The organism is Aeromicrobium sp. YIM 150415, from assembly GCF_016918125.1.
GTDB classification, from domain to species: domain Bacteria; phylum Actinomycetota; class Actinomycetes; order Propionibacteriales; family Nocardioidaceae; genus Aeromicrobium; species Aeromicrobium piscarium.
Genome location: NZ_JAERWM010000010.1, coordinates 100,425 through 117,199, shown reverse-complemented (window position 1 = coordinate 117,199; position 16,775 = coordinate 100,425). Strand labels below are relative to the sequence as shown.

The 16,775-nt window shown below is 68.9% G+C and carries 18 protein-coding genes; 16 read left to right on the top strand and 2 right to left on the bottom strand.

Annotated elements, in window-relative coordinates:
* Positions 1-11: 11 nt before the first annotated feature.
* The 5 genes from ccrA (at position 12) to JL108_RS06215 (ending at position 3,961) form a co-directional block, all read left to right on the top strand.
* The gene (gene ccrA / locus JL108_RS06235; protein ID WP_205197533.1) at positions 12-1,280 is read left to right on the top strand and encodes a crotonyl-CoA carboxylase/reductase; all 1,269 of its coding nucleotides are present in this window, start codon (positions 12-14) and stop codon (positions 1,278-1,280) included.
* A gap of 39 nt (positions 1,281-1,319) precedes the next feature.
* Positions 1,320-1,901 carry a cysteine dioxygenase family protein gene (locus tag JL108_RS06230; RefSeq protein WP_240190717.1) on the top strand — a complete coding sequence of 194 codons (582 nt, stop codon included), beginning with the start codon at positions 1,320-1,322 and terminating at the stop codon, positions 1,899-1,901.
* A 2-nt stretch (positions 1,902-1,903) separates the two neighbouring features.
* Positions 1,904-2,233 carry a carboxymuconolactone decarboxylase family protein gene (locus JL108_RS06225; RefSeq protein WP_143911835.1) on the top strand — a complete coding sequence of 110 codons (330 nt, stop codon included), beginning with the start codon at positions 1,904-1,906 and terminating at the stop codon, positions 2,231-2,233.
* 100 nt (positions 2,234-2,333) lie between these two features.
* Positions 2,334-3,251, top strand: a complete 918-nt coding sequence (locus JL108_RS06220) for an AEC family transporter (RefSeq protein WP_205197532.1) — start codon at positions 2,334-2,336, stop codon at positions 3,249-3,251.
* A 50-nt stretch (positions 3,252-3,301) separates the two neighbouring features.
* A complete protein-coding gene (locus JL108_RS06215) occupies positions 3,302-3,961 on the top strand; it encodes a hypothetical protein (protein ID WP_205197531.1) in 660 nt (219 codons plus the stop codon).
* A 55-nt stretch (positions 3,962-4,016) separates the two neighbouring features.
* On the opposite strand, the gene JL108_RS06210 is transcribed toward JL108_RS06215, so the two are convergent.
* On the bottom strand, positions 4,017-4,748 hold the full coding sequence (locus tag JL108_RS06210; RefSeq protein ID WP_205197530.1) for a GntR family transcriptional regulator: 732 nt from the start codon (positions 4,746-4,748) through the stop codon (positions 4,017-4,019).
* Between the two features lie 83 nt (positions 4,749-4,831).
* Between JL108_RS06210 and JL108_RS06205 the strand changes: the two genes are divergently transcribed.
* Together JL108_RS06205 and JL108_RS06200 are read left to right on the top strand one after the other, a co-directional pair.
* The gene (locus JL108_RS06205) at positions 4,832-5,299 is read left to right on the top strand and encodes an OsmC family protein (protein ID WP_205197529.1); all 468 of its coding nucleotides are present in this window, start codon (positions 4,832-4,834) and stop codon (positions 5,297-5,299) included.
* 11 nt (positions 5,300-5,310) lie between these two features.
* Positions 5,311-6,549, top strand: a complete 1,239-nt coding sequence (locus tag JL108_RS06200; protein WP_205197528.1) for an amidohydrolase family protein — start codon at positions 5,311-5,313, stop codon at positions 6,547-6,549.
* Positions 6,550-6,568: 19 nt separating this feature from the next.
* Here the strand turns inward: JL108_RS06200 and JL108_RS06195 are convergent, their stop codons facing one another.
* Positions 6,569-6,961 carry a VOC family protein gene (locus JL108_RS06195; protein WP_205197527.1) on the bottom strand — a complete coding sequence of 131 codons (393 nt, stop codon included), beginning with the start codon at positions 6,959-6,961 and terminating at the stop codon, positions 6,569-6,571.
* An 83-nt stretch (positions 6,962-7,044) separates the two neighbouring features.
* Between JL108_RS06195 and JL108_RS06190 the strand changes: the two genes are divergently transcribed.
* From JL108_RS06190 to JL108_RS06150, 9 genes are all read left to right on the top strand, one after another.
* The gene (locus JL108_RS06190; RefSeq protein ID WP_143911822.1) at positions 7,045-7,599 is read left to right on the top strand and encodes a DinB family protein; all 555 of its coding nucleotides are present in this window, start codon (positions 7,045-7,047) and stop codon (positions 7,597-7,599) included.
* A 115-nt stretch (positions 7,600-7,714) separates the two neighbouring features.
* Complete coding sequence (locus tag JL108_RS06185; RefSeq protein ID WP_221933577.1) at positions 7,715-8,209, top strand: SRPBCC family protein; 495 nt, start codon at positions 7,715-7,717, stop codon at positions 8,207-8,209.
* A 43-nt stretch (positions 8,210-8,252) separates the two neighbouring features.
* Positions 8,253-10,565 (top strand): FdhF/YdeP family oxidoreductase, encoded by a 2,313-nt coding sequence (locus JL108_RS06180; protein ID WP_143911818.1) that lies wholly within the window; start codon positions 8,253-8,255, stop codon positions 10,563-10,565.
* Positions 10,566-10,570: 5 nt separating this feature from the next.
* A complete protein-coding gene (fdhD, locus tag JL108_RS06175) occupies positions 10,571-11,419 on the top strand; it encodes a formate dehydrogenase accessory sulfurtransferase FdhD (RefSeq protein ID WP_205197526.1) in 849 nt (282 codons plus the stop codon).
* A 407-nt stretch (positions 11,420-11,826) separates the two neighbouring features.
* Positions 11,827-12,828 carry an Lrp/AsnC family transcriptional regulator gene (locus JL108_RS06170; RefSeq protein ID WP_143911814.1) on the top strand — a complete coding sequence of 334 codons (1,002 nt, stop codon included), beginning with the start codon at positions 11,827-11,829 and terminating at the stop codon, positions 12,826-12,828.
* Positions 12,825-13,919 (top strand): extracellular solute-binding protein, encoded by a 1,095-nt coding sequence (locus JL108_RS06165; RefSeq protein WP_143911812.1) that lies wholly within the window; start codon positions 12,825-12,827, stop codon positions 13,917-13,919. Before JL108_RS06170 ends, JL108_RS06165 begins: the two co-directional genes overlap by 4 nt.
* Positions 13,920-13,926: 7 nt before the next feature.
* Complete coding sequence (locus JL108_RS06160) at positions 13,927-14,832, top strand: ABC transporter permease (protein WP_185972967.1); 906 nt, start codon at positions 13,927-13,929, stop codon at positions 14,830-14,832.
* Positions 14,829-15,641 (top strand): ABC transporter permease, encoded by an 813-nt coding sequence (locus tag JL108_RS06155; RefSeq protein WP_143911808.1) that lies wholly within the window; start codon positions 14,829-14,831, stop codon positions 15,639-15,641. The genes JL108_RS06160 and JL108_RS06155 overlap by 4 nt, the downstream gene beginning before the upstream one ends.
* Positions 15,642-16,757: an ABC transporter ATP-binding protein gene (locus JL108_RS06150; protein WP_205197525.1), complete on the top strand. Its 1,116-nt coding sequence runs from the start codon at positions 15,642-15,644 to the stop codon at positions 16,755-16,757.
* Positions 16,758-16,775: the final 18 nt, after the last annotated feature.

The following is a 16,775-nucleotide window of genomic DNA, read 5'->3' as shown; positions in this document are numbered from 1 at the left end:
AGGAGAGACCCATGGACGAGCGAACACCCGTCGCGAACCCGACGACGACCGCGACCGAGATCGGCGCACTGCCGCCGGTGGGCGAGATCCCCGCGACGATGCACGCCCAGGTGGTGCGCCCGGAGAGATACGGCGATCCGGCCACGGCCTTCGTGCCCGAGACGGTGCCCACACCCGCGATCGGTCCCGACGAGGTCCTCGTCGGCGTGATGGCGGCGGGCGTCAACTACAACAATGTCTGGGCGGCGCGCGGATATCCCGTCGACCAGGTGGCGGTGCGCGGCAAGCGCGGCGAGCCGGAGGACTTCCACATCGGCGGCTCCGACGCGTCCGGCATCGTCTATGCGGTCGGTGACGCGGTGACCGACTGGCAGGTCGGCGACCAGGTCGTCGTCCATCCGGGCGTCTGGGACGCCGACGATCCGTGGATCGCCGCCGGACGTGACCCGATGATCGCGCCCTCGGCCAAGATCTGGGGATACGACACCAACTACGGCTCCTTCGGACAGTTCGCCCGCGTGCAGTCGCACCAGCTGATGCCGAAGGCCGACCATCTCTCCTGGGCCGAGGCGGCGGCTCCGACGCTGGTCGGCACCACCGCCTACCGGATGCTCCACGGCTGGACCGGCAATGAGGTGCTCGACGGTGACCTCGTGCTGGTCTGGGGCGGGTCGGGCGGTCTGGGCACCCAGGCCTCCCAGCTGGTCCGGGCGGCCGGCGGACGCGCGGTCGCGGTGGTGTCGGACGACGAGCGCGGTGCCTTCGCCATGAAATACGGGGCCATCGGCTATATCAACCGCTCGGAGTTCACCCACTGGGGTGTTCCGCCGCGGGTCGACGATGCGGAGGGGCAGAAGGCCTGGTCCTCCGAGGCGCGCAGATTCGGCAAGAAGCTGTGGGAGATCGCCGGTAGTCGCGAGGACCCGGCCATCGTCTTCGAGCATCCCGGAGCCGCCACCATCCCGACCAGCGTCTTCCTCTGCCGCCCCGGCGGCATGATCGTCATCTGCGCCGGGACCACGGGCTTCGACGCCATGGTCGATCTGCGCTACCACTGGACCCGCCAGAAGCGACTGCAGGGATCCCACGGCACCAACGACACGCAGGCGTACGCCTACAACGAGCTGGTCCGCGCGGGGGCGGTGGACCCATGCGTCGGCAGGGTCGTGCCCTTCACCGACCTGCCCGCCGTCCACGCCCAGATGGGGCGTGGCGAGGAGGTGTTCGGCAACACCGTCGTGCTGGTGGGAGCCACCACGCCCGACGAGGGCCGCGCCTGACCGCTGACCACTACCGAAAGCGAAGGAGAAGCAGGACACATGCTTGCCACACAATGCCCACCCGAGATCGCCGAGTTCGCTGAACGCTGCCGCGAACGCATCCGGAACACCGATGACGAGCAGCGGCTGACCCAGGAGATCGCCCGCGATCTGACCCAGGTGCTCGATGCCGGGTTCGACCTGCCCGAGGAGCTGCGCCGTCCCCAGGAGGAGCGTTACATCATGTACCCGCTCTATGTGAGCGAGGACGACGATCTCAGCATCGCCAGCGCGGTCTGGAATGTCGCCCAGGGCACGCCGGTGCACGGGCACGAGACCTGGGGTGTCGTCGGCATCTACTCCGGTCAGGAGACCGAACGCCAGTACGAGAAGCCGCGGCGAGAGGGCGTGCCGTTGAGCGCACTCGACCAGGCCGTCTGGTCGCCCGGACAGGTGACCGTCTGCTGCACGATCGACGACGACGTCCACCAGGTCTGGAACGACGGGGACGTCCCGTGCGTCGGCATCCACGTCTACGGACGTGACATCGGTCGCCTGGAGCGCCGTTCCTACGACCCCGAGACGGGCGACCAGTCCTGGTTCGTCTCGACCTGGCCCACCGACAACGACGAGGAGAAGTGACCATGTACGAACTCACCGACCGCCAGTACGCCAAGGACATCCGCAAGGCCGATCCCGATGCGTTCGCCGCCTATTCGGCCTACCACGAGGAAGTGCTGCGAGGCGACAGCTCGCCGCTGGACGCGCGCACGACGGAGATGATCGCCCTCGGTGTGGCCTTCACGACGCAGTGCCCGCACTGCATCCACAGCCATAGTGTCGCCGCGCGATCGGCCGGCGTGACCGAGGAGGAACTGGCCCGGGTGATCCACATCGCCAGCGCGTTGCGATCGGGCGGTGCGATGACCCACGGGATGGTCGCCTGGAAGTTCTTCGACGAGGACGCCGGCTGAGCACTCGGTCCATGGTGCATGGGTCGCCGGGCTTCACCGCGACGGAGCAGCGGGTGCCGCTGTTCCGTCGCGGTGTCGTCCTCGGGCGTCACCGCCTGCCGTGAGCGTCGTCGGTTCGGCCGTCGTGCCGGTGGTGCTCGCCATCGCCTTGGGCGCGGGGGCGCGGCGGGTCGTCGGGCCGGTGTCCGCGTGGCGTGGCTTGGAATGGCTCACGTACTACTGCTTCACTCCGGCGATGATCGCTTCGGCGATCGCCGCGGCCGAGCTGCGGGCGGGGGCGTTCCCGCCGATCCTGCTGGCGCTGGGGCTTCCGACGGTCGTCGTGGCGGCGGCCCTCGTGTTGCTGCGGGCACCGATGCGTCAGGACGAGCCGGCCACTGGAGCGGTACTCCAGGGCTCGATCCGGTTCAACGCCTATCTCGGGCTGGCCTACTCCAGCGCTCTGCACGGTGCCGCAGGAACGGCGGGCTTCGCCGTGACCGCCGCGGTGATGGTGCCCGTGGTCAACGCCTTGTCGGTCGGGACTCTGGCCGCCTATCAAGCGCGCAGTGGGGCGAGCGCGATCCGTGCGGTGGTGCGCGAGGTGGCGGGCAATCCGCTGATCCTCGGCTGTCTGGGAGGCGTGGCGTTGAACCTCGCCGGGGGAGTGCCGAGCCTCGCTGAGCCGGTGTTCTCGATGCTCGCCGGACCGGCCGTGGTGTGCGGCGCGATTCTGACCGGCACGGCGCTGCAGTGGCAGCTGCGGGGCCCGGATCTGGTGGCCATCGCGATCGCCTCGACCCTCAAGCTCCTAGTGTTGCCCGCCATCGCGATCATCGTGACGCTCCATCTCGATGTCGACACGGTGGTGCGTGACTGCCTCGTTCTGGTGAGCGCCCTGCCTGCTGCTCCCTCCGCCTATGTGCTGGCGGTTCGGCTGGGCGGCGATGGCCGGCTGACGGCCTCCATCACGGGCGTGCAGACGCTGCTCTCGGTCATCACGATGCCGTGCATGCTGGCCCTCGTCGCGCTCACGTGAGCCTCGGCCCTGGCCGGTGCTCGGCGTCCAAGCGATAGAGTTCCTCCTCGATGAGCCTGATCGATCCCTCCAGCCGCTGGTGGAACCGCGGTTCGACGCGCCGCGGTGCCGCGTATCTCTGCTGGACCGTCGCGGTCCTTTCCGCCGGCTTCGGTGCCTGGGATCTGGGTGGGGCCGTCGGCTCGACGCCGGCCGCGCTCTCGCTCATCGCCAGCACCGTGTCGATCCCGCTCCTGATCCTCGGTGTATTCCTGTACCAGTTCGGTGTCGACTCCGAGGAGTTCGAGGGTCGATCCCTGTTCATGCCGCTCGTGGGATACTTCATCGCCTTGGGGGCGGGGATGACCGGTGGGCAGTGGCAGCGCGCCGGCGATCTCTCGATTCTCGGATTGGTCTTCGTGATCGCCGGTGTCGTCGCGTTGCTGTCGACCGAGGTCATCGCCCGGAAGGTGCGCGACGGGGCCCGCCTACGTGCGCGGGTCCAGCGCAGCGGCGTGCTCGCCGAGGGCCGCGTGACACGTACGCACCGCTATTCGCTGAATTATCAGGACGTGACGCGCGTGACGATCCGTTTCACGGACTCAGCGGGGCAGACCCGCTGGACCAGCCAGACCGTCTCGGGGAACCTGAAGACGGGCGACGCCGTCCGGCTCAAGTACTCGCAGGCCGATCTCGGGCGCCGGTCCGCGGTGGTCATCATCGGGCGCTGACGAGAGTCGCCGTCGTCGATGCGTCGGGGACTCGGGTCCGAGGGCAGGTGACCGATCAGCGCCAGTCGGCGCGGCGGACCATCGCATAGCGGAAGGCACCGCTCAGATGATGCTCGGTGGTCCAGTAGCAGACCCCGTGGGTCGGTGACATGCCGCTGACTTCCAAGGTCAGCACCGGTTCGCCGGCGGGGCGCGAGGCGTGGGCCGCGTCGGCCTCGTCGAGTGCCGTGGCGGTGGGCCAGACCACCTCCCACTCGGCCCGGGCTCCCGCGAGGGTCACGGCGATGTCGACCATCGGCTGCTCCGGGTCGATCGTCTCGGGGTCGACGGCCCCGGTGATCGGGACCGAGTCGTGGGCGAGCAGTGCGGGGACGCCATCGGCGGTCCAGCGCTTGTGCACCCGCAGCACCTCGGTGCCGGGCCTCAGGTCGTAGGCCTCGGCCTCGTCGAGAGTGATCCGCGTCCGCTGCACGTCCAGCACATCCAGCTGTGGGGTCTGACCCATGGCACGGATCAACGCGGACTCCTCCACCCGTCGATCGAATCGCGCGGGAATGTCCAGGAGCGAGGTGTTGACCGTGGTGTCGGCCCCCTTGCGGCGATGGATGTACCCGCGTTCCTCGAGGCGGATCAGCGCCTCGCGCACGGCCGGTCGGCTGCTGGACAGCGCGGCGGCGAGCGCGGGCTCGCCGGGAAGACGACGTCCGTCTCGGGCGGCCTCCGCCCACAGCTCCTCCAGCCGCTCGTCGAGTGGAGGCTGTCGATCCCGCGCGGTCTCACTGGTCACTCGGTCACCTTATCGCTCTGGCCAACCTGTCAGATAGGTAGTACGTTACCTGTCAGACAGGTTGTCGTCAGCGAGGAGGGATCATGACCGATACCGACCAGAACGCCGTCTCGGCCAACCGCGATGTCGTCGTCCAGAGCCTCGACGGCTTCGCCTCGATGGCCGTGATCGGGGGCGAGCATTCCGTGGTGATCGACGAGCCCCGGGAGTTCGAGGGTGAGGGCATCGGTCCCAATCCCTTCGGGCTGATCCTCTCCGCCCTCGGCGGTTGCATCGCCGGGACGTTGCGCGGCGTGGCTCGTCAGCACGGCTTCGACTACGACCGTGCCGCGATCCGTCTCTCGCTGCGCGTCAACCGTCCCACCTCCGGTCCGCTCGACCCGGGGGAGCGGGAGCTGCGGATCTCCCGGATCATCGCCGCGATCACCGTCTACGGCGATCTCACCGAGGAACAGCGCACCCTCCTGACCCATGGCGTGGAGACCTGCCCGGTCGGCAACACCCTGCGCCGCGGCCTCAGGCTCACCGAAACCGTCGAGTTCGCCCGATGAACGGAGACATCATGACCGAGATCGACCTGCTGATCCAGAACGCCCGCCTGTTCGACGGCCGCGTCGTCACCATTGGCATCGGCGGCGGCCGCTACCGCTTCGTCCAGGAGGCGGAAGAGCCGGCCTCCGGTGACGCCGCACGCACCATCGACGCCGGCGGGGCACTCGTCACGCCCTCCTTCGTCAACGGCCACCTGCACCTGGAGAAGGTCTACACGCTGCCGCTGGCCGGCGACGGTGCGTTGTCGGCCTATACCTCGGGGGCCATGGATCAGGCGCTCAGCTCGATCGTCGGCGACGCCTCGGCCGTCAAGCGGCACTACGACAGGTCGTGGATCATGCCGAACGTGCGCCGCGCCCTCGATGAGGCGGTCCGCCACGGCACGTTGCACCTGCAGGCCTTCGTGGACGTCGACACCGCCGCCGGCCTGGAGGGCATCGAGTCCGTGCTCGCGGTGCGCGAGGAGTATCGCGATCTCCTGGATCTCCAGGTCGTGGCCTTCCCGCAGGACGGGCTCCTCCGGGACCCCGGAGCGGCCGAGCTCTGTGAGGAGGCCATGCGGCTCGGCGCCGATGTCGTCGGCGGCATCCCCTGGATCGAGAGCACCGACCGAGATGCGCGAGCGCACGTCGAGTGGGCCTGCCGTCTCGCCGCCAGCGGCGGCCATCGGGTGGCGATGCTGGTCGACGATGCCGGCGACCCCGCGCTCCGCACGACCGAGATGCTCGCCGAGGCGATGATCGATCACGGACTGCAAGGCCGCGGCGTGGCCTGTCATGCCCGAGCGCTCGGGGTGTACCCGACGCCGTCGGTGCAGCGCCTCACGGAACTGGCGAGGCGTGCAGGCCTCGGCTTCGTCTCCGACCCGCACACCGGGCCGCTGCACCTGCCGGTACGGGAGTTCCTCGACGACGGCCTCGCGGTGGCGCTCGGACAGGACGACATCGAGGACGCGTACTACCCCTTCGGCCGCAACAACATGCTCGAGGTGGCCTTCCTCGCCGCGCACCTGCTGCGGTTCCTCTCCGGTCCCGACCAGATCCGCCTGATCGAGCTGATCACCGACCGCGCGGCCACCGTGCTCGGCATCGAGCAGCACCGCATCGAGACCGGCGCCCCGGCGGATCTCTGCGTGCACACCGCCGAACGGGTGGTGGATCTGCTGCGCGACCACGCGGCACCGCGCTGGGTGGTGCGCGACGGACGGATCATCGCCGAGACAGAGACGCACACCGTCATCCACCGCTGACGATCTCCGCGGGGGCCCCTCAGATGTCGATCTCGGCCTCGGACCGCAGGATGCAGAACTCGTTGCCCTCGGGATCGGCCAGGATGACCCACCCGGTACCCGGTCCGTACTGGCCTCGATGATCGGCGACCTGCGTGGCGCCGATCTCGAGAAGCCGTTCGAGCTCGGCATCGCGAGTCCCCTCGCGCGGGCGCAGGTCGAAGTGGATGCGGTTCTTGACGGACTTCGGCTCCGGGACCTCGATGAAGAGGATCTGATGTCCCGTCTCGGGATCGACGATCAGGCATTCGTCCTCATCGGGCCGCAGCGGCTCGTCGGGCAGTTCGGTGTAGCCGAGCACGCGCTGCCAGAAGATGGCGAGGGTATAGGCGTCGGCACAGTCGACCGACGTGTGGGAGACGTAGCTGGTCATGGGCTCAGCCTGCCGCATCCCTCCGACGTCATCGATCGGCGCGAGGGATTGTGCTGGACGGTCGGGACGAGGACGATGGCACGATGACAGAAGTCCCCGGCCGCTGGAGCCGCGCCACCACCTATGAGGACATGTGGGTCGACCCGGACGATGATCCCCGCGACAAGGACGGGGCGAGCCCCGACGGCGAGCTGGCCACCCTGCGCGACTTCCTCGACGGCTACCGGCTGACACTCGTGATGAAGTGCGACGGACTCGATGCCGAGCAGCTCGCGCGTCGCTCGGTGCCTCCGTCGACGATGTCGTTGCTCGGCCTGCTGCGCCACCTCGCCGAGGTGGAGCGTGACTGGCTCGGCTGGTTCACCACCCCGCAGGAGCGGCTCTACGGGCCCAAGGACGGGGACTTCGACGGGGCCGTCGCCGACCCGGCGGTCGTCGAGGCGGCCTATGTCGATCTCGCCCGCGAGCAGGAGGCGACGGATGCGGCGCTGCTGGCACTCACGGATCTCGGCGAGCGGTTCGGCGACGATGGGACCTCGGTGCGCGAGCTGTGGGTCCACCGGGTCGAGGAATACGCCCGGCACTGCGGCCATGCGGACCTGCTCCGCGAGTGCATCGACGGCCGGGTCGGACAGTGAGGACGTCCCCGGCGTCGCCCGAGCGGAGGCCGTCGTTTCGGTTACGATGAAGGCGTCCGTAACGATGTGGCCCCGTCGGCCGCCGACGGCACAGGATCGGAGGCGCAGGATGGTCATGATCGAGGCGCACACCGACATCGAGGTTCCTCGGCGCACCGCCTATGACCAGTGGACGCAGTTCGAGAGCTTTCCCCGGTTCATGTCCGCGGTGCGGGCGGTCGACCATGTGAGCCCCACGGTCACCCGCTGGCGCATCGGCGTCGGCCCGCTGCACCGGGACTTCCATGCCGAGATCCTCGAACAGCATCCCGACGAGAGCCTGCGCTGGCGGAGTCTCGACGCGTACCCGACCCACGAGGGCGAGGTGGTCTTCTCCGAGGTCACGGAGGGCCGCACGCGGGTCTCGGTGCGGATCCGTCTCATCTCGGGGAGGAGCGGACCGTTCCGGGGCATCGTCGAGCGCGCTCTGCGACAGGAGCTCGGGGCCTTCAAGGACTTCATCGAGGGCATCGGCGAGGCCGGTGGGGCCTGGCGCGGCACGATCCACGAGGGCCGTGTGCAGCAGCCCGAGGCGACTGCGCCGCGTGCGCCCACATGGCCGCACGGGTGAGCGGCCCGTCCGGGTATCAGACGACGTACGAGAGGCGATGGTGATGAGCACGACCCCGAACGGCGACTCCGACGAGCAGCTGAAGGTCAGCGAGCCCAAGACCTGGGCCGCCGGCGTTCCCGCCGTCGCCCACGCGCTGCAGTACTCGCTGGAGCAGACGTCCCCGCGACGCACTGCGCTGACACTCCTGAACATGAACCAGGTCGACGGGATCGACTGCCCCGGCTGCGCCTGGCCCGACCCGGCTCCGGGGCACCGGCACAAGAACGAGTACTGCGAGAACGGCGCGAAGCACATCAACGACGAGGCCACGTCGAGCCGTGTGACCGCCGAGTTCTTCGCGCAGCATCCGGTCTCGGAGCTAGCGCAGCAGTCCGATGAGTGGCTGAACCGGCAGGGCCGGCTCACCGAGCCCATGGTCAAGCGTCCCGGCTCGGATCACTACGAGCCGATCAGCTGGCACGATGCACTGGACCTGGTGGCCACGGAGCTGCGCGCCCTGGACTCGCCCGACGAGGCGGCCTTCTACACCTCCGGACGCGTCAGCAACGAGGCTGCCTTCGTGCTGCAGCTGTTCGCTCGGGCCTTCGGCACCAATAACCTGCCCGATTGCAGCAACCTGTGCCATGAGTCCAGCGGCACCGCGCTGAGCGAGACCCTTGGCACGGGCAAGGGCACGGTGAGCCTGCTGGACCTGCACCACGCCGACCTGATCTTCGTCGTCGGCCAGAACCCGGGAACGAACCATCCTCGCCAGCTGTCGGCTCTCGAGGAGGCGAAGCGCAACGGCGCGCGCATCATCGCGATCAATCCGCTGCCCGAGGCCGGCCTGTTCCGCTTCAAGAACCCTCAGAAACCCCGTGGTGTCATCGGCTCGGGCGTGCCGATCGCCGACCAGTACCTCCCAATCCGGCTCGGGGGAGACCTCTCCTTCTTCCGTGCCCTCAACCGGCTGCTCCTCGAGGCCGAGGACGCCCGTCCCGGCGAGGTGCTCGATCGCGACTTCATCGACGCCAGCACCAGCGGTTTCGAGGAGTTCGCGGAGCACGCCCGGTCGACGGACTGGGACACGGTGCTCGCCGAGACCGGGCTGAGCCGTGCGGAGATCGAGGTGGCCCGCGATGAGGTGATGCGGGCCGATCGCATCGTCGTGTGCTGGGCGATGGGGATCACCCAGCACCGTCACGCCGTGCCCACCATCCGAGAGATGGTGAACTTCCTGCTGTTGCGCGGGAATGTGGGGCGTGCCGGCTCGGGAGCCTGCCCGGTGCGCGGCCACAGCAATGTCCAGGGTGATCGCACGATGGGCATCTGGGAGCAGATGCCCGATCACTTCCTCGACGCTCTGCAGCAGGAGTTCGGCTTCGACCCTCCGCGCGTGCACGGCCTCGACGCGGTCAACACCATCCGCGCCATGCACGAGGGCCGGATCAAGGTCTTCCTGGGCATGGCAGGCAACTTCGTCCGGGCGACCCCGGACAGCGCGGTCACCGAGGAGGCGATGCGACGGTGCCGCCTCACGGCGCATGTATCGACCAAGCTCAACCGGTCCCACACGGTCTGCGGTGAGACCGCCCTCATCCTCCCCACCCTCGGCCGCACGGAGATCGACGTCCAGGCCGGCGGCGAGCAGTTCGTCACCGTCGAGGACTCGATGAGCGAGGTGCACGCGTCGCATGGGCGGTTGGAGCCCGCGTCGCGAGTGTTGCTGAGCGAGGTCGCGATCCTCGCGCGGCTAGCGAACAAGACCGTGCACGACAAGGTCGATATCCCGTGGCAGGAGTTCGAGGACGACTACGGGACGATCCGCGACCGGATCTCGCGCGTCGTCCCGGGCTTCCACGACTTCAATGCGCGGGTAGCGCGTCCCGGTGGTCTGAAGCTGCCCAATCCGGTCAACGAGGGGATGTTTCCCACGCGGACCGGTACGGCGATCTTCACCAGCAACGATGCCTCGGCGCCGACCGCCCCGCCCCGCCATCTGCTGCTGCAGACGCTGCGCTCGCACGACCAGTGGAACACCATCCCGTACACGAATAACGACCGCTACCGGGGCATCCACGGCAGTCGCCGCGTAGTGCTGGTGAATGCCGCCGATATGGACGAGCTGGGGCTGGCCGAGCGCGACCGCGTCGACCTGGTCAGCGTCTGGTCCGATGATGTCGAGCGACGTGCACCCGGCTTCGAGGTCGTCGCCTATCCGACCCCGCGGGGCTGTGCCGCTGCGTACTATCCGGAGACCAATGTCCTGGTTCCCCTCGACAGCGTCGCCGATGTCAGCAACCAGCCGGCCTCCAAGAGCGTCGTGGTGCGGCTGGAGCCGGTCGGTGCGCCGACCGCCGCCGGTCGCGGCTGATCGTCGTGGGCTCGATCACGAGGCGGTGGCGGACCACGAAGCTGACCGTCGGTGGTGAGCCACGGGTCCGTCCGGACTCGCTGGCGGTGGAGGAGCCGCTGGAGATCCGGGTGGGCGGGACACCGCTGGCGGTGACGATGCGCACGCCCGGCCACGATGTCGAGCTCGCCGCCGGGTTCCTCGTCTCCGAGGGAGTGGTTTCCGCCGGCGAGCAGTTCCGCTCGGCCATCCACTGCGGTGGGCCGGGAAGCGGCGGCGTCGAGAACACGTACAACGTGCTCGACATCGCTCTCGCGCCGGGGGTCGAGCCACCGGATCCCGACATCGCACGGGCCTTCTACACCACGAGTTCGTGCGGCGTGTGCGGCAAGGCGAGCATCGACGCGGTCGCGACGGAATCGGACTTCGAGATCGCCGACGACCCTGCCCCGTTGGACGTGCATCGACTCGTGCGATTCCCCGACGAGCTCAGGGCGCGCCAGTCGGTGTTCGACAAGACCGGGGGTCTGCACGCGGCCGCGCTGTTCGAGGCGGGGACCGGCGAGCTGTTGGTGGTGCGCGAGGACGTCGGCCGTCACAATGCCGTCGACAAGGTCATCGGGTGGGCACTGCTGAACGACCGGGTTCCGTTGCGAGGGGCGGTGCTGCAGGTCTCGGGACGGGCGAGCTTCGAGCTCGTGCAGAAGTGCGTCATGGCGGGCGTGCCCATCCTCGCCGCCGTCTCGGCACCCTCGTCGCTCGCGGTCGAACTGGCCGAGGACGCGGGGTTGACGCTGGTCGGCTTCCTGCGTGGGGACTCGATGAACGTCTACACCCGATCCGACCGCATCCTCGAGCTGTCCGCTCCAACATGAGGAGAGGGAGTCGTCACCCGTAGGTGGCGCCCACAGGAGCGGGCACGGCGATCTCGGCATGCCGGACCGTAACACCTTCCCCCGCTCCCGCGGTCCGATGAGCTGCGAACCACCGCGAGTGGTGCGGATTCGCCCTCGATCGGCCCGGATGAGGGTGAATATGCACCACTCGACGGACACGGGCTTCCCTAGGGATCCCGCCGAGCGGGACCAGGGTCACTCAGCGTCCTCATCGCTCCGGTCCCAGAAGGGGTGTCCGTAGGGGACAGCCGGCCTTACGTCTGCCTGCTCGTGGTCCTAGAGGCCAACCTTGCGATGATGTTTCCATACGTCACTTGCATATAGTTGCAGATTTCTTTCGTTCACGATCTTGTCAATGGTGATTTCATGCAGTAGAACTGAGTGCTATGCACAACAGCGGGGAGCTCTCCAGCCTGGATCGCGCCATCGTCGCGGCCCTGCAGCTCAACGGCCGCGCCACCTGGAAGGCCGTGGCGGTCGCCGTGGACTCCACCGAGACGACGGTGGCGCGGCGCGCTCAGCGTCTGCTGGACTCCGGCATCGTGCGGGTGGTCGGCGTCGTCGACGTCCTCCTGTGCGGCCTGGGAACGCCGGCCCTCGTGGGCATCCGCTGCCGCCCCGGCAGGACGGCCGAGGTCGGTGCGGCGATGGCCGCCCGCGACGATGTCCGGTTCGTCACCACCGTCAGTGGTGGCACCGATGTCGTCGCGGAGTTCGTCGTCGACGGCCGTGCCGGGCTGCTCGACATCGGAGGCCCGGTGCTGGCCGATCCGACCCTCGTCGACCGCGTCGATCACTATCCGGTGCTGCGCACGTTCCGCGGCATCCACGACTGGGACCCGGGCGCGTTGCCCGCGGAGGCGAGCGCGGTGCTGCGCCCTCGGAAGGTGCCGACCTTCGAGGCGACGGCCTCGACCGCCGATCAGGGCGGACTGGACGACCTCGACCACGCGATCATGGGCCAGCTGTCACAGGACGGCCGACGCAATTACGGCGAGGTCGCCTCCGCCCTCGACACCAGTCAAGCCACCGTCTCGCGTCGGATGGATGCCCTCTTGAGCACGGGCCGGATACGGTTCCGCACCCTCGTCCAGCCCTCGGCCCTCGGCCTGCCCGAGGAGATCATGCTGTGGTGCAAGGTGTCCCCGGCCGGGCTGACCGCGGCCGCGACGCGCCTCGCCGAGCACCCGGCCGTCAAGTACCTCGTCGCCGCGTCCGGTGAGCACCAGCTCATCGGACGAGCGGCCCTGCGCGACTACGAGTCGATCTACCCGTTCTTGACCGAGGACATCGCCGGCATCGAGGACATCACCGACGCCAGCATCACCCCCGAGATCCAGGTCCTCAAGCGGTCCTGGCAGCTGACCCTTAAAGGAGCACGGCAATGACCACTCGCCCTCCCCACGAAGCCATGCCCTCGCGCCGCCTCTTCCTCGGCGGTGTCCTCGGCAGTCTCGCGCTCGCCGCATGCTCGGTGCCCGGTAGCCGGGACTCTTCGAGCGGCAGCGGTTCCGGTGGCTCCGAGGGAATGGCCGGAGCCCTCGCGGTGACCGCCTTCGGCGGCACGACCCAGGAGATCTACAACAAGATCGTCTACGGACCGTTCGGCCAGGAGCACGGCACGCGCGTCACCGAGGTGACGCTCCAGTCTGACGATGCCCTGGCCCGGATGCTCGCGCAGAAGGGCAGTCCCGAGATCGACATGTTCCAGTTCTCCGGCGGTCAGGAGAGCAGCGCGAAGGCACAGGGGCTGAGCACCGATATCGGCGACCTCGGCGTGGACGTCGACAGCCAGTTCGTCGACCCCGACGGCCAGTGGGCCGCGGTCGCCGTGATCCCCGAGGGGATCGTCTACGACACCGAGCAGATCTCCGAGGCGCCCACCAGCTACCGGGACTTCCTGCGGCCCGAGTACCGCGGACACATCGCCTTCCCCAATATCACCAGCGGCTACGGCGTCGACTTCCTCGTGATGCTGGCCTACGCGTACGGTGGCTCCGAGACCGACATCGATCCCGGCTTCGAGGCGCTCGCCGAGATCGCCGCCCACGCCCAGATCTTCCAGTCCGCCGCCGAGATGCAGACCCTGTTCTCCCAGGGCGGGGTGTGGCTCATGCCCTACGACTCGTCCAATGCCTTCCGCACCGCCGAGGCCGGGCTGCCGGTGGCGTTCGCCACGCCGGAGGAGGGCAGCCCCGCCAACCTCATCACCCATGTGATCGCCGACGGCTCACCCAATGTCTCGACGGCCCAGGCGGTCGTCCAGGCCGCGCTGCAGCCGGACGCCCAGGCGCAGCTCGCCGAGCAGCTGCGCTGGATCCCGGTCAACCCGGATACCGAGCTGTCCGGCGAGGTGGCCGACGAGGTGCCGGTGGGACAGGAGGCGCTCGACGGGCTGAACATGCTCGATCGTGAGGCGATCGCCGAACAGCGTCCCGAGTGGACCGAACGCTTCAATCGCGAGATCGCCACCCTCTGAGGCGCCCGTGAGCACCCCGACCTCCACGAGCCCACCCGAGTCCGCGCGCGGCGGACCGGTGACCTCGACCAAGCGACGCCGGATCTCACCGACCCCGTGGCTGCTGTTGATCCCCGGCGCGGTGCTGTACCTGCTCGTCTTCGTCGTCCCGCAGGCCGGGCTCCTCGCGCAGTCCATCTCGCCCGACGGCGTGGCGGTGACCACCGAGCACTATGAGGCCGTCCTGGGGGACCGGTTCGCGCTCGGCATCATTTGGCGCTCGATCTGGATCGCCGCGCTCGTCGCCGCCGCCTGCGCCGTCCTGGGCTTCCCGCTGGCCTACCAGCTGAGCCGGTCGACCTCGCGGTTCAAGGGGCTGCTCGTCGCGCTGACCCTCTTCCCGTTGCTGACCAGCGCGGTCATCCGGACCTTCGGATGGCAGGTCATTTTCTACGAGACCGGGCCGATATCGACCTTCTTCTCCTGGTTCGGGGCCGATGTCACCCTGATCGGGAGTCAGGCCGGTGTCATCATCGCCCTCACCCAGGTGCTGCTCCCGTTCATGGTGCTGACCCTGCAAGGCGTGATCCGCAACATCCCGGTGGCATTGGAGGAGGCGGCACAGGATCTTGGCGACGGACCCATCGCGGTTTTCACCCGGGTCCTGCTGCCCCTGTCCAAGGGAGGCCTGCTGGGCGGCTCGCTGCTGGTGTTCTCGCTGGCCATCTCCACCTACGTGACGCCCGCGCTGATCGGCGGGGCACGTGTCCAGGTGGTCGCCACCACCATCTACCAGCAAGCGATCTCCCTGGTGAACTACCCGCGCGCTGCCGCGTTCGCGGTCGTGCTGCTGGTCATCACCGGGATCGTCGTGCTCGTCCAGACCCGGCTGTTGTCCGGGGAGTCGGCGGCGGCACGAGGGAGCGAACGATGAACCGTTCCGTCCGCACCACCCTGCGGGTCACCAACACCGCCATCTACGTCTTCCTGCTCGCCCCGCTGGTCATCGTCGCCATCGCGAGCTTCGGCGCCACCAGCTACCTGCGGTTCCCGCCCCAGGGCTTCACCTTCGAATGGTTCGGCCGGGCGCTGTCCGATGGCGTGTACTGGTCGACCTTCTACACCAGCCTGTGGGTCGGCGTGGTGTCGGCGCTGGCGGCGACCGTCATCGGACTCCTCGCGGCCTATGCCCTGGGGCGCTACCGACTGCGTGGATCGGGTCTCATCGGCGCCTTCTTCCTGTCCCCGCTCATCATGCCGACCCTCGTCTTCGCCGTGGCCCTGCTCATCTTCTTCGCCACCGTTTGGGGCCCGCCGGGCATCTGGCGACTGGTCGCCGGGCATCTGGTGATCACCATCCCCTATGTCATCCGCACCGCTCTGCCGGTGATCGAACAGCTCGACGCGTCGCTGAACGAGGCCGCCGCGGACCTCGGAGCGTCCGCCCTGACGACGGCCCGGACCATCACCGTGCCGATCCTGGCACCGACGGTCCTGGTCAGCTTCGGCCTCGCGTTCCTCATCTCCTTCGACGAGCTCGTCCTCGCGCTGTTCCTGGCACCGCCGTCGGCGCCGACCCTGCCGATGCAGATCTACAGCAATGTCCAGTTCGGCCTGGACCCCACCGTCGGAGCGGTGTCCACCATGCTGCTGGTCCTCACCGCCGCCTTCATGGTCGTGGGACAGCTGATCACGGCCCGCTTCACCCCGACCGTTCCCAGCACCACACCCCAGGAGGACTGAGTGTCTGCCATCGACCCGGCCGCCCCTGCCGCAGCGCAGGGCGAGTCCCCCGAGACCGAGCTGTCGATCCGGGGCGTCACGAAGCGCTATGGACAGGTGAAGGCCGTCGACGACCTCACCCTCGACATACCGCGCGGCAGCCTCACGGCGCTGCTGGGCCCGTCGGGCTGTGGCAAGACCACGACCTTGCGGATGCTCGGCGGATTCGTCGACAGCACCGAGGGGCAGATCCACCTGCGCGGGCACGACATCGCCGGGGTGCCGCCGCACCGGCGCGACACCGCCATGGTGTTCCAGCACTACGCCCTGTTCCCGCACATGACGGTGGCCGGCAACCTCGCCTACGGGCTGCGCAGACGCAAGATCGGCAAACGCGACCGGGCCGACCGGGTAGGGGAGATGCTCGAACTGCTCGGGTTGAGCCATCTGGCCGATCGGCGTCCGGCCGCGCTGTCCGGAGGACAGGCGCAGCGCGTGGCCGTCGGTCGTGCCCTCATCCTCAATCCCTCGGTGCTGCTGCTCGACGAGCCGTTCTCGGCCCTCGACGCGCAACTGCGCACCTCCACCCGCACCGAGCTGCGACGGCTCCAACAGGAGCTCGCGATCACGGCCGTCTTCGTCACCCACGACCAGGAGGAGGCGATGGCAATCGCCGACCAGGTCGCGGTCATGAACGACGGCCGCCTGGAGCAGGTTGGCACACCCCAGGAAATCTATGAGAATCCCGCGACCAGGTTCGTCGCCGGCTTCATCGGCGCGGCGAATCTCTTGGAGGGCACGGTCGCGGAGACGAGGCGCGACGCCGTCATCGTGACCCTGAGCTCGGGCATCGCCGTATCGGGGACCGCGGGCCCGGGAGCGGTCCTCGCGCTCGGCGCGGAGGCCGTGGTCATCGTCCGTCCCGAGGACACCACCGTGTCCGAGCCGGGTACCGGGATCCTCGACGCCACGGTGGAGACGGTCTCGTTCCTCGGCTCGGCCTCGGAACTGCGGCTGCGCACCGACGACGGCACCGCTCTGTCGGTCCGCGGCCCGCGCTCCCTCGCGACCGATCATCCACGCGGCAGTGTCCGTGCCGTCTCCTGGCCGACGGCCGCGACACGGATCCTGCCTTGAGAACCCACCCAGGTCACC

Bases quoted from the DNA above. Each gene is read 5' to 3' on its own strand.
- ccrA (WP_205197533.1), top strand. From the start codon at position 12: ATGGACGAGCGAACACCCGTCGCGAACCCGACGACGACCGCGACCGAG.
- JL108_RS06230 (WP_240190717.1), top strand. From the start codon at position 1,320: ATGCTTGCCACACAATGCCCACCCGAGATCGCCGAGTTCGCTGAACGC.
- JL108_RS06225 (WP_143911835.1), top strand. From the start codon at position 1,904: ATGTACGAACTCACCGACCGCCAGTACGCCAAGGACATCCGCAAGGCC.
- JL108_RS06215 (WP_205197531.1), top strand. From the start codon at position 3,302: ATGAGCCTGATCGATCCCTCCAGCCGCTGGTGGAACCGCGGTTCGACG.
- JL108_RS06205 (WP_205197529.1), top strand. From the start codon at position 4,832: ATGACCGATACCGACCAGAACGCCGTCTCGGCCAACCGCGATGTCGTC.
- JL108_RS06200 (WP_205197528.1), top strand. From the start codon at position 5,311: ATGACCGAGATCGACCTGCTGATCCAGAACGCCCGCCTGTTCGACGGC.
- JL108_RS06195 (WP_205197527.1), bottom strand. From the start codon at position 6,961: ATGACCAGCTACGTCTCCCACACGTCGGTCGACTGTGCCGACGCCTAT.
- JL108_RS06190 (WP_143911822.1), top strand. From the start codon at position 7,045: ATGACAGAAGTCCCCGGCCGCTGGAGCCGCGCCACCACCTATGAGGAC.
- JL108_RS06185 (WP_221933577.1), top strand. From the start codon at position 7,715: ATGATCGAGGCGCACACCGACATCGAGGTTCCTCGGCGCACCGCCTAT.
- JL108_RS06180 (WP_143911818.1), top strand. From the start codon at position 8,253: ATGAGCACGACCCCGAACGGCGACTCCGACGAGCAGCTGAAGGTCAGC.
- JL108_RS06170 (WP_143911814.1), top strand. From the start codon at position 11,827: ATGCACAACAGCGGGGAGCTCTCCAGCCTGGATCGCGCCATCGTCGCG.
- JL108_RS06165 (WP_143911812.1), top strand. From the start codon at position 12,825: ATGACCACTCGCCCTCCCCACGAAGCCATGCCCTCGCGCCGCCTCTTC.
- JL108_RS06155 (WP_143911808.1), top strand. From the start codon at position 14,829: ATGAACCGTTCCGTCCGCACCACCCTGCGGGTCACCAACACCGCCATC.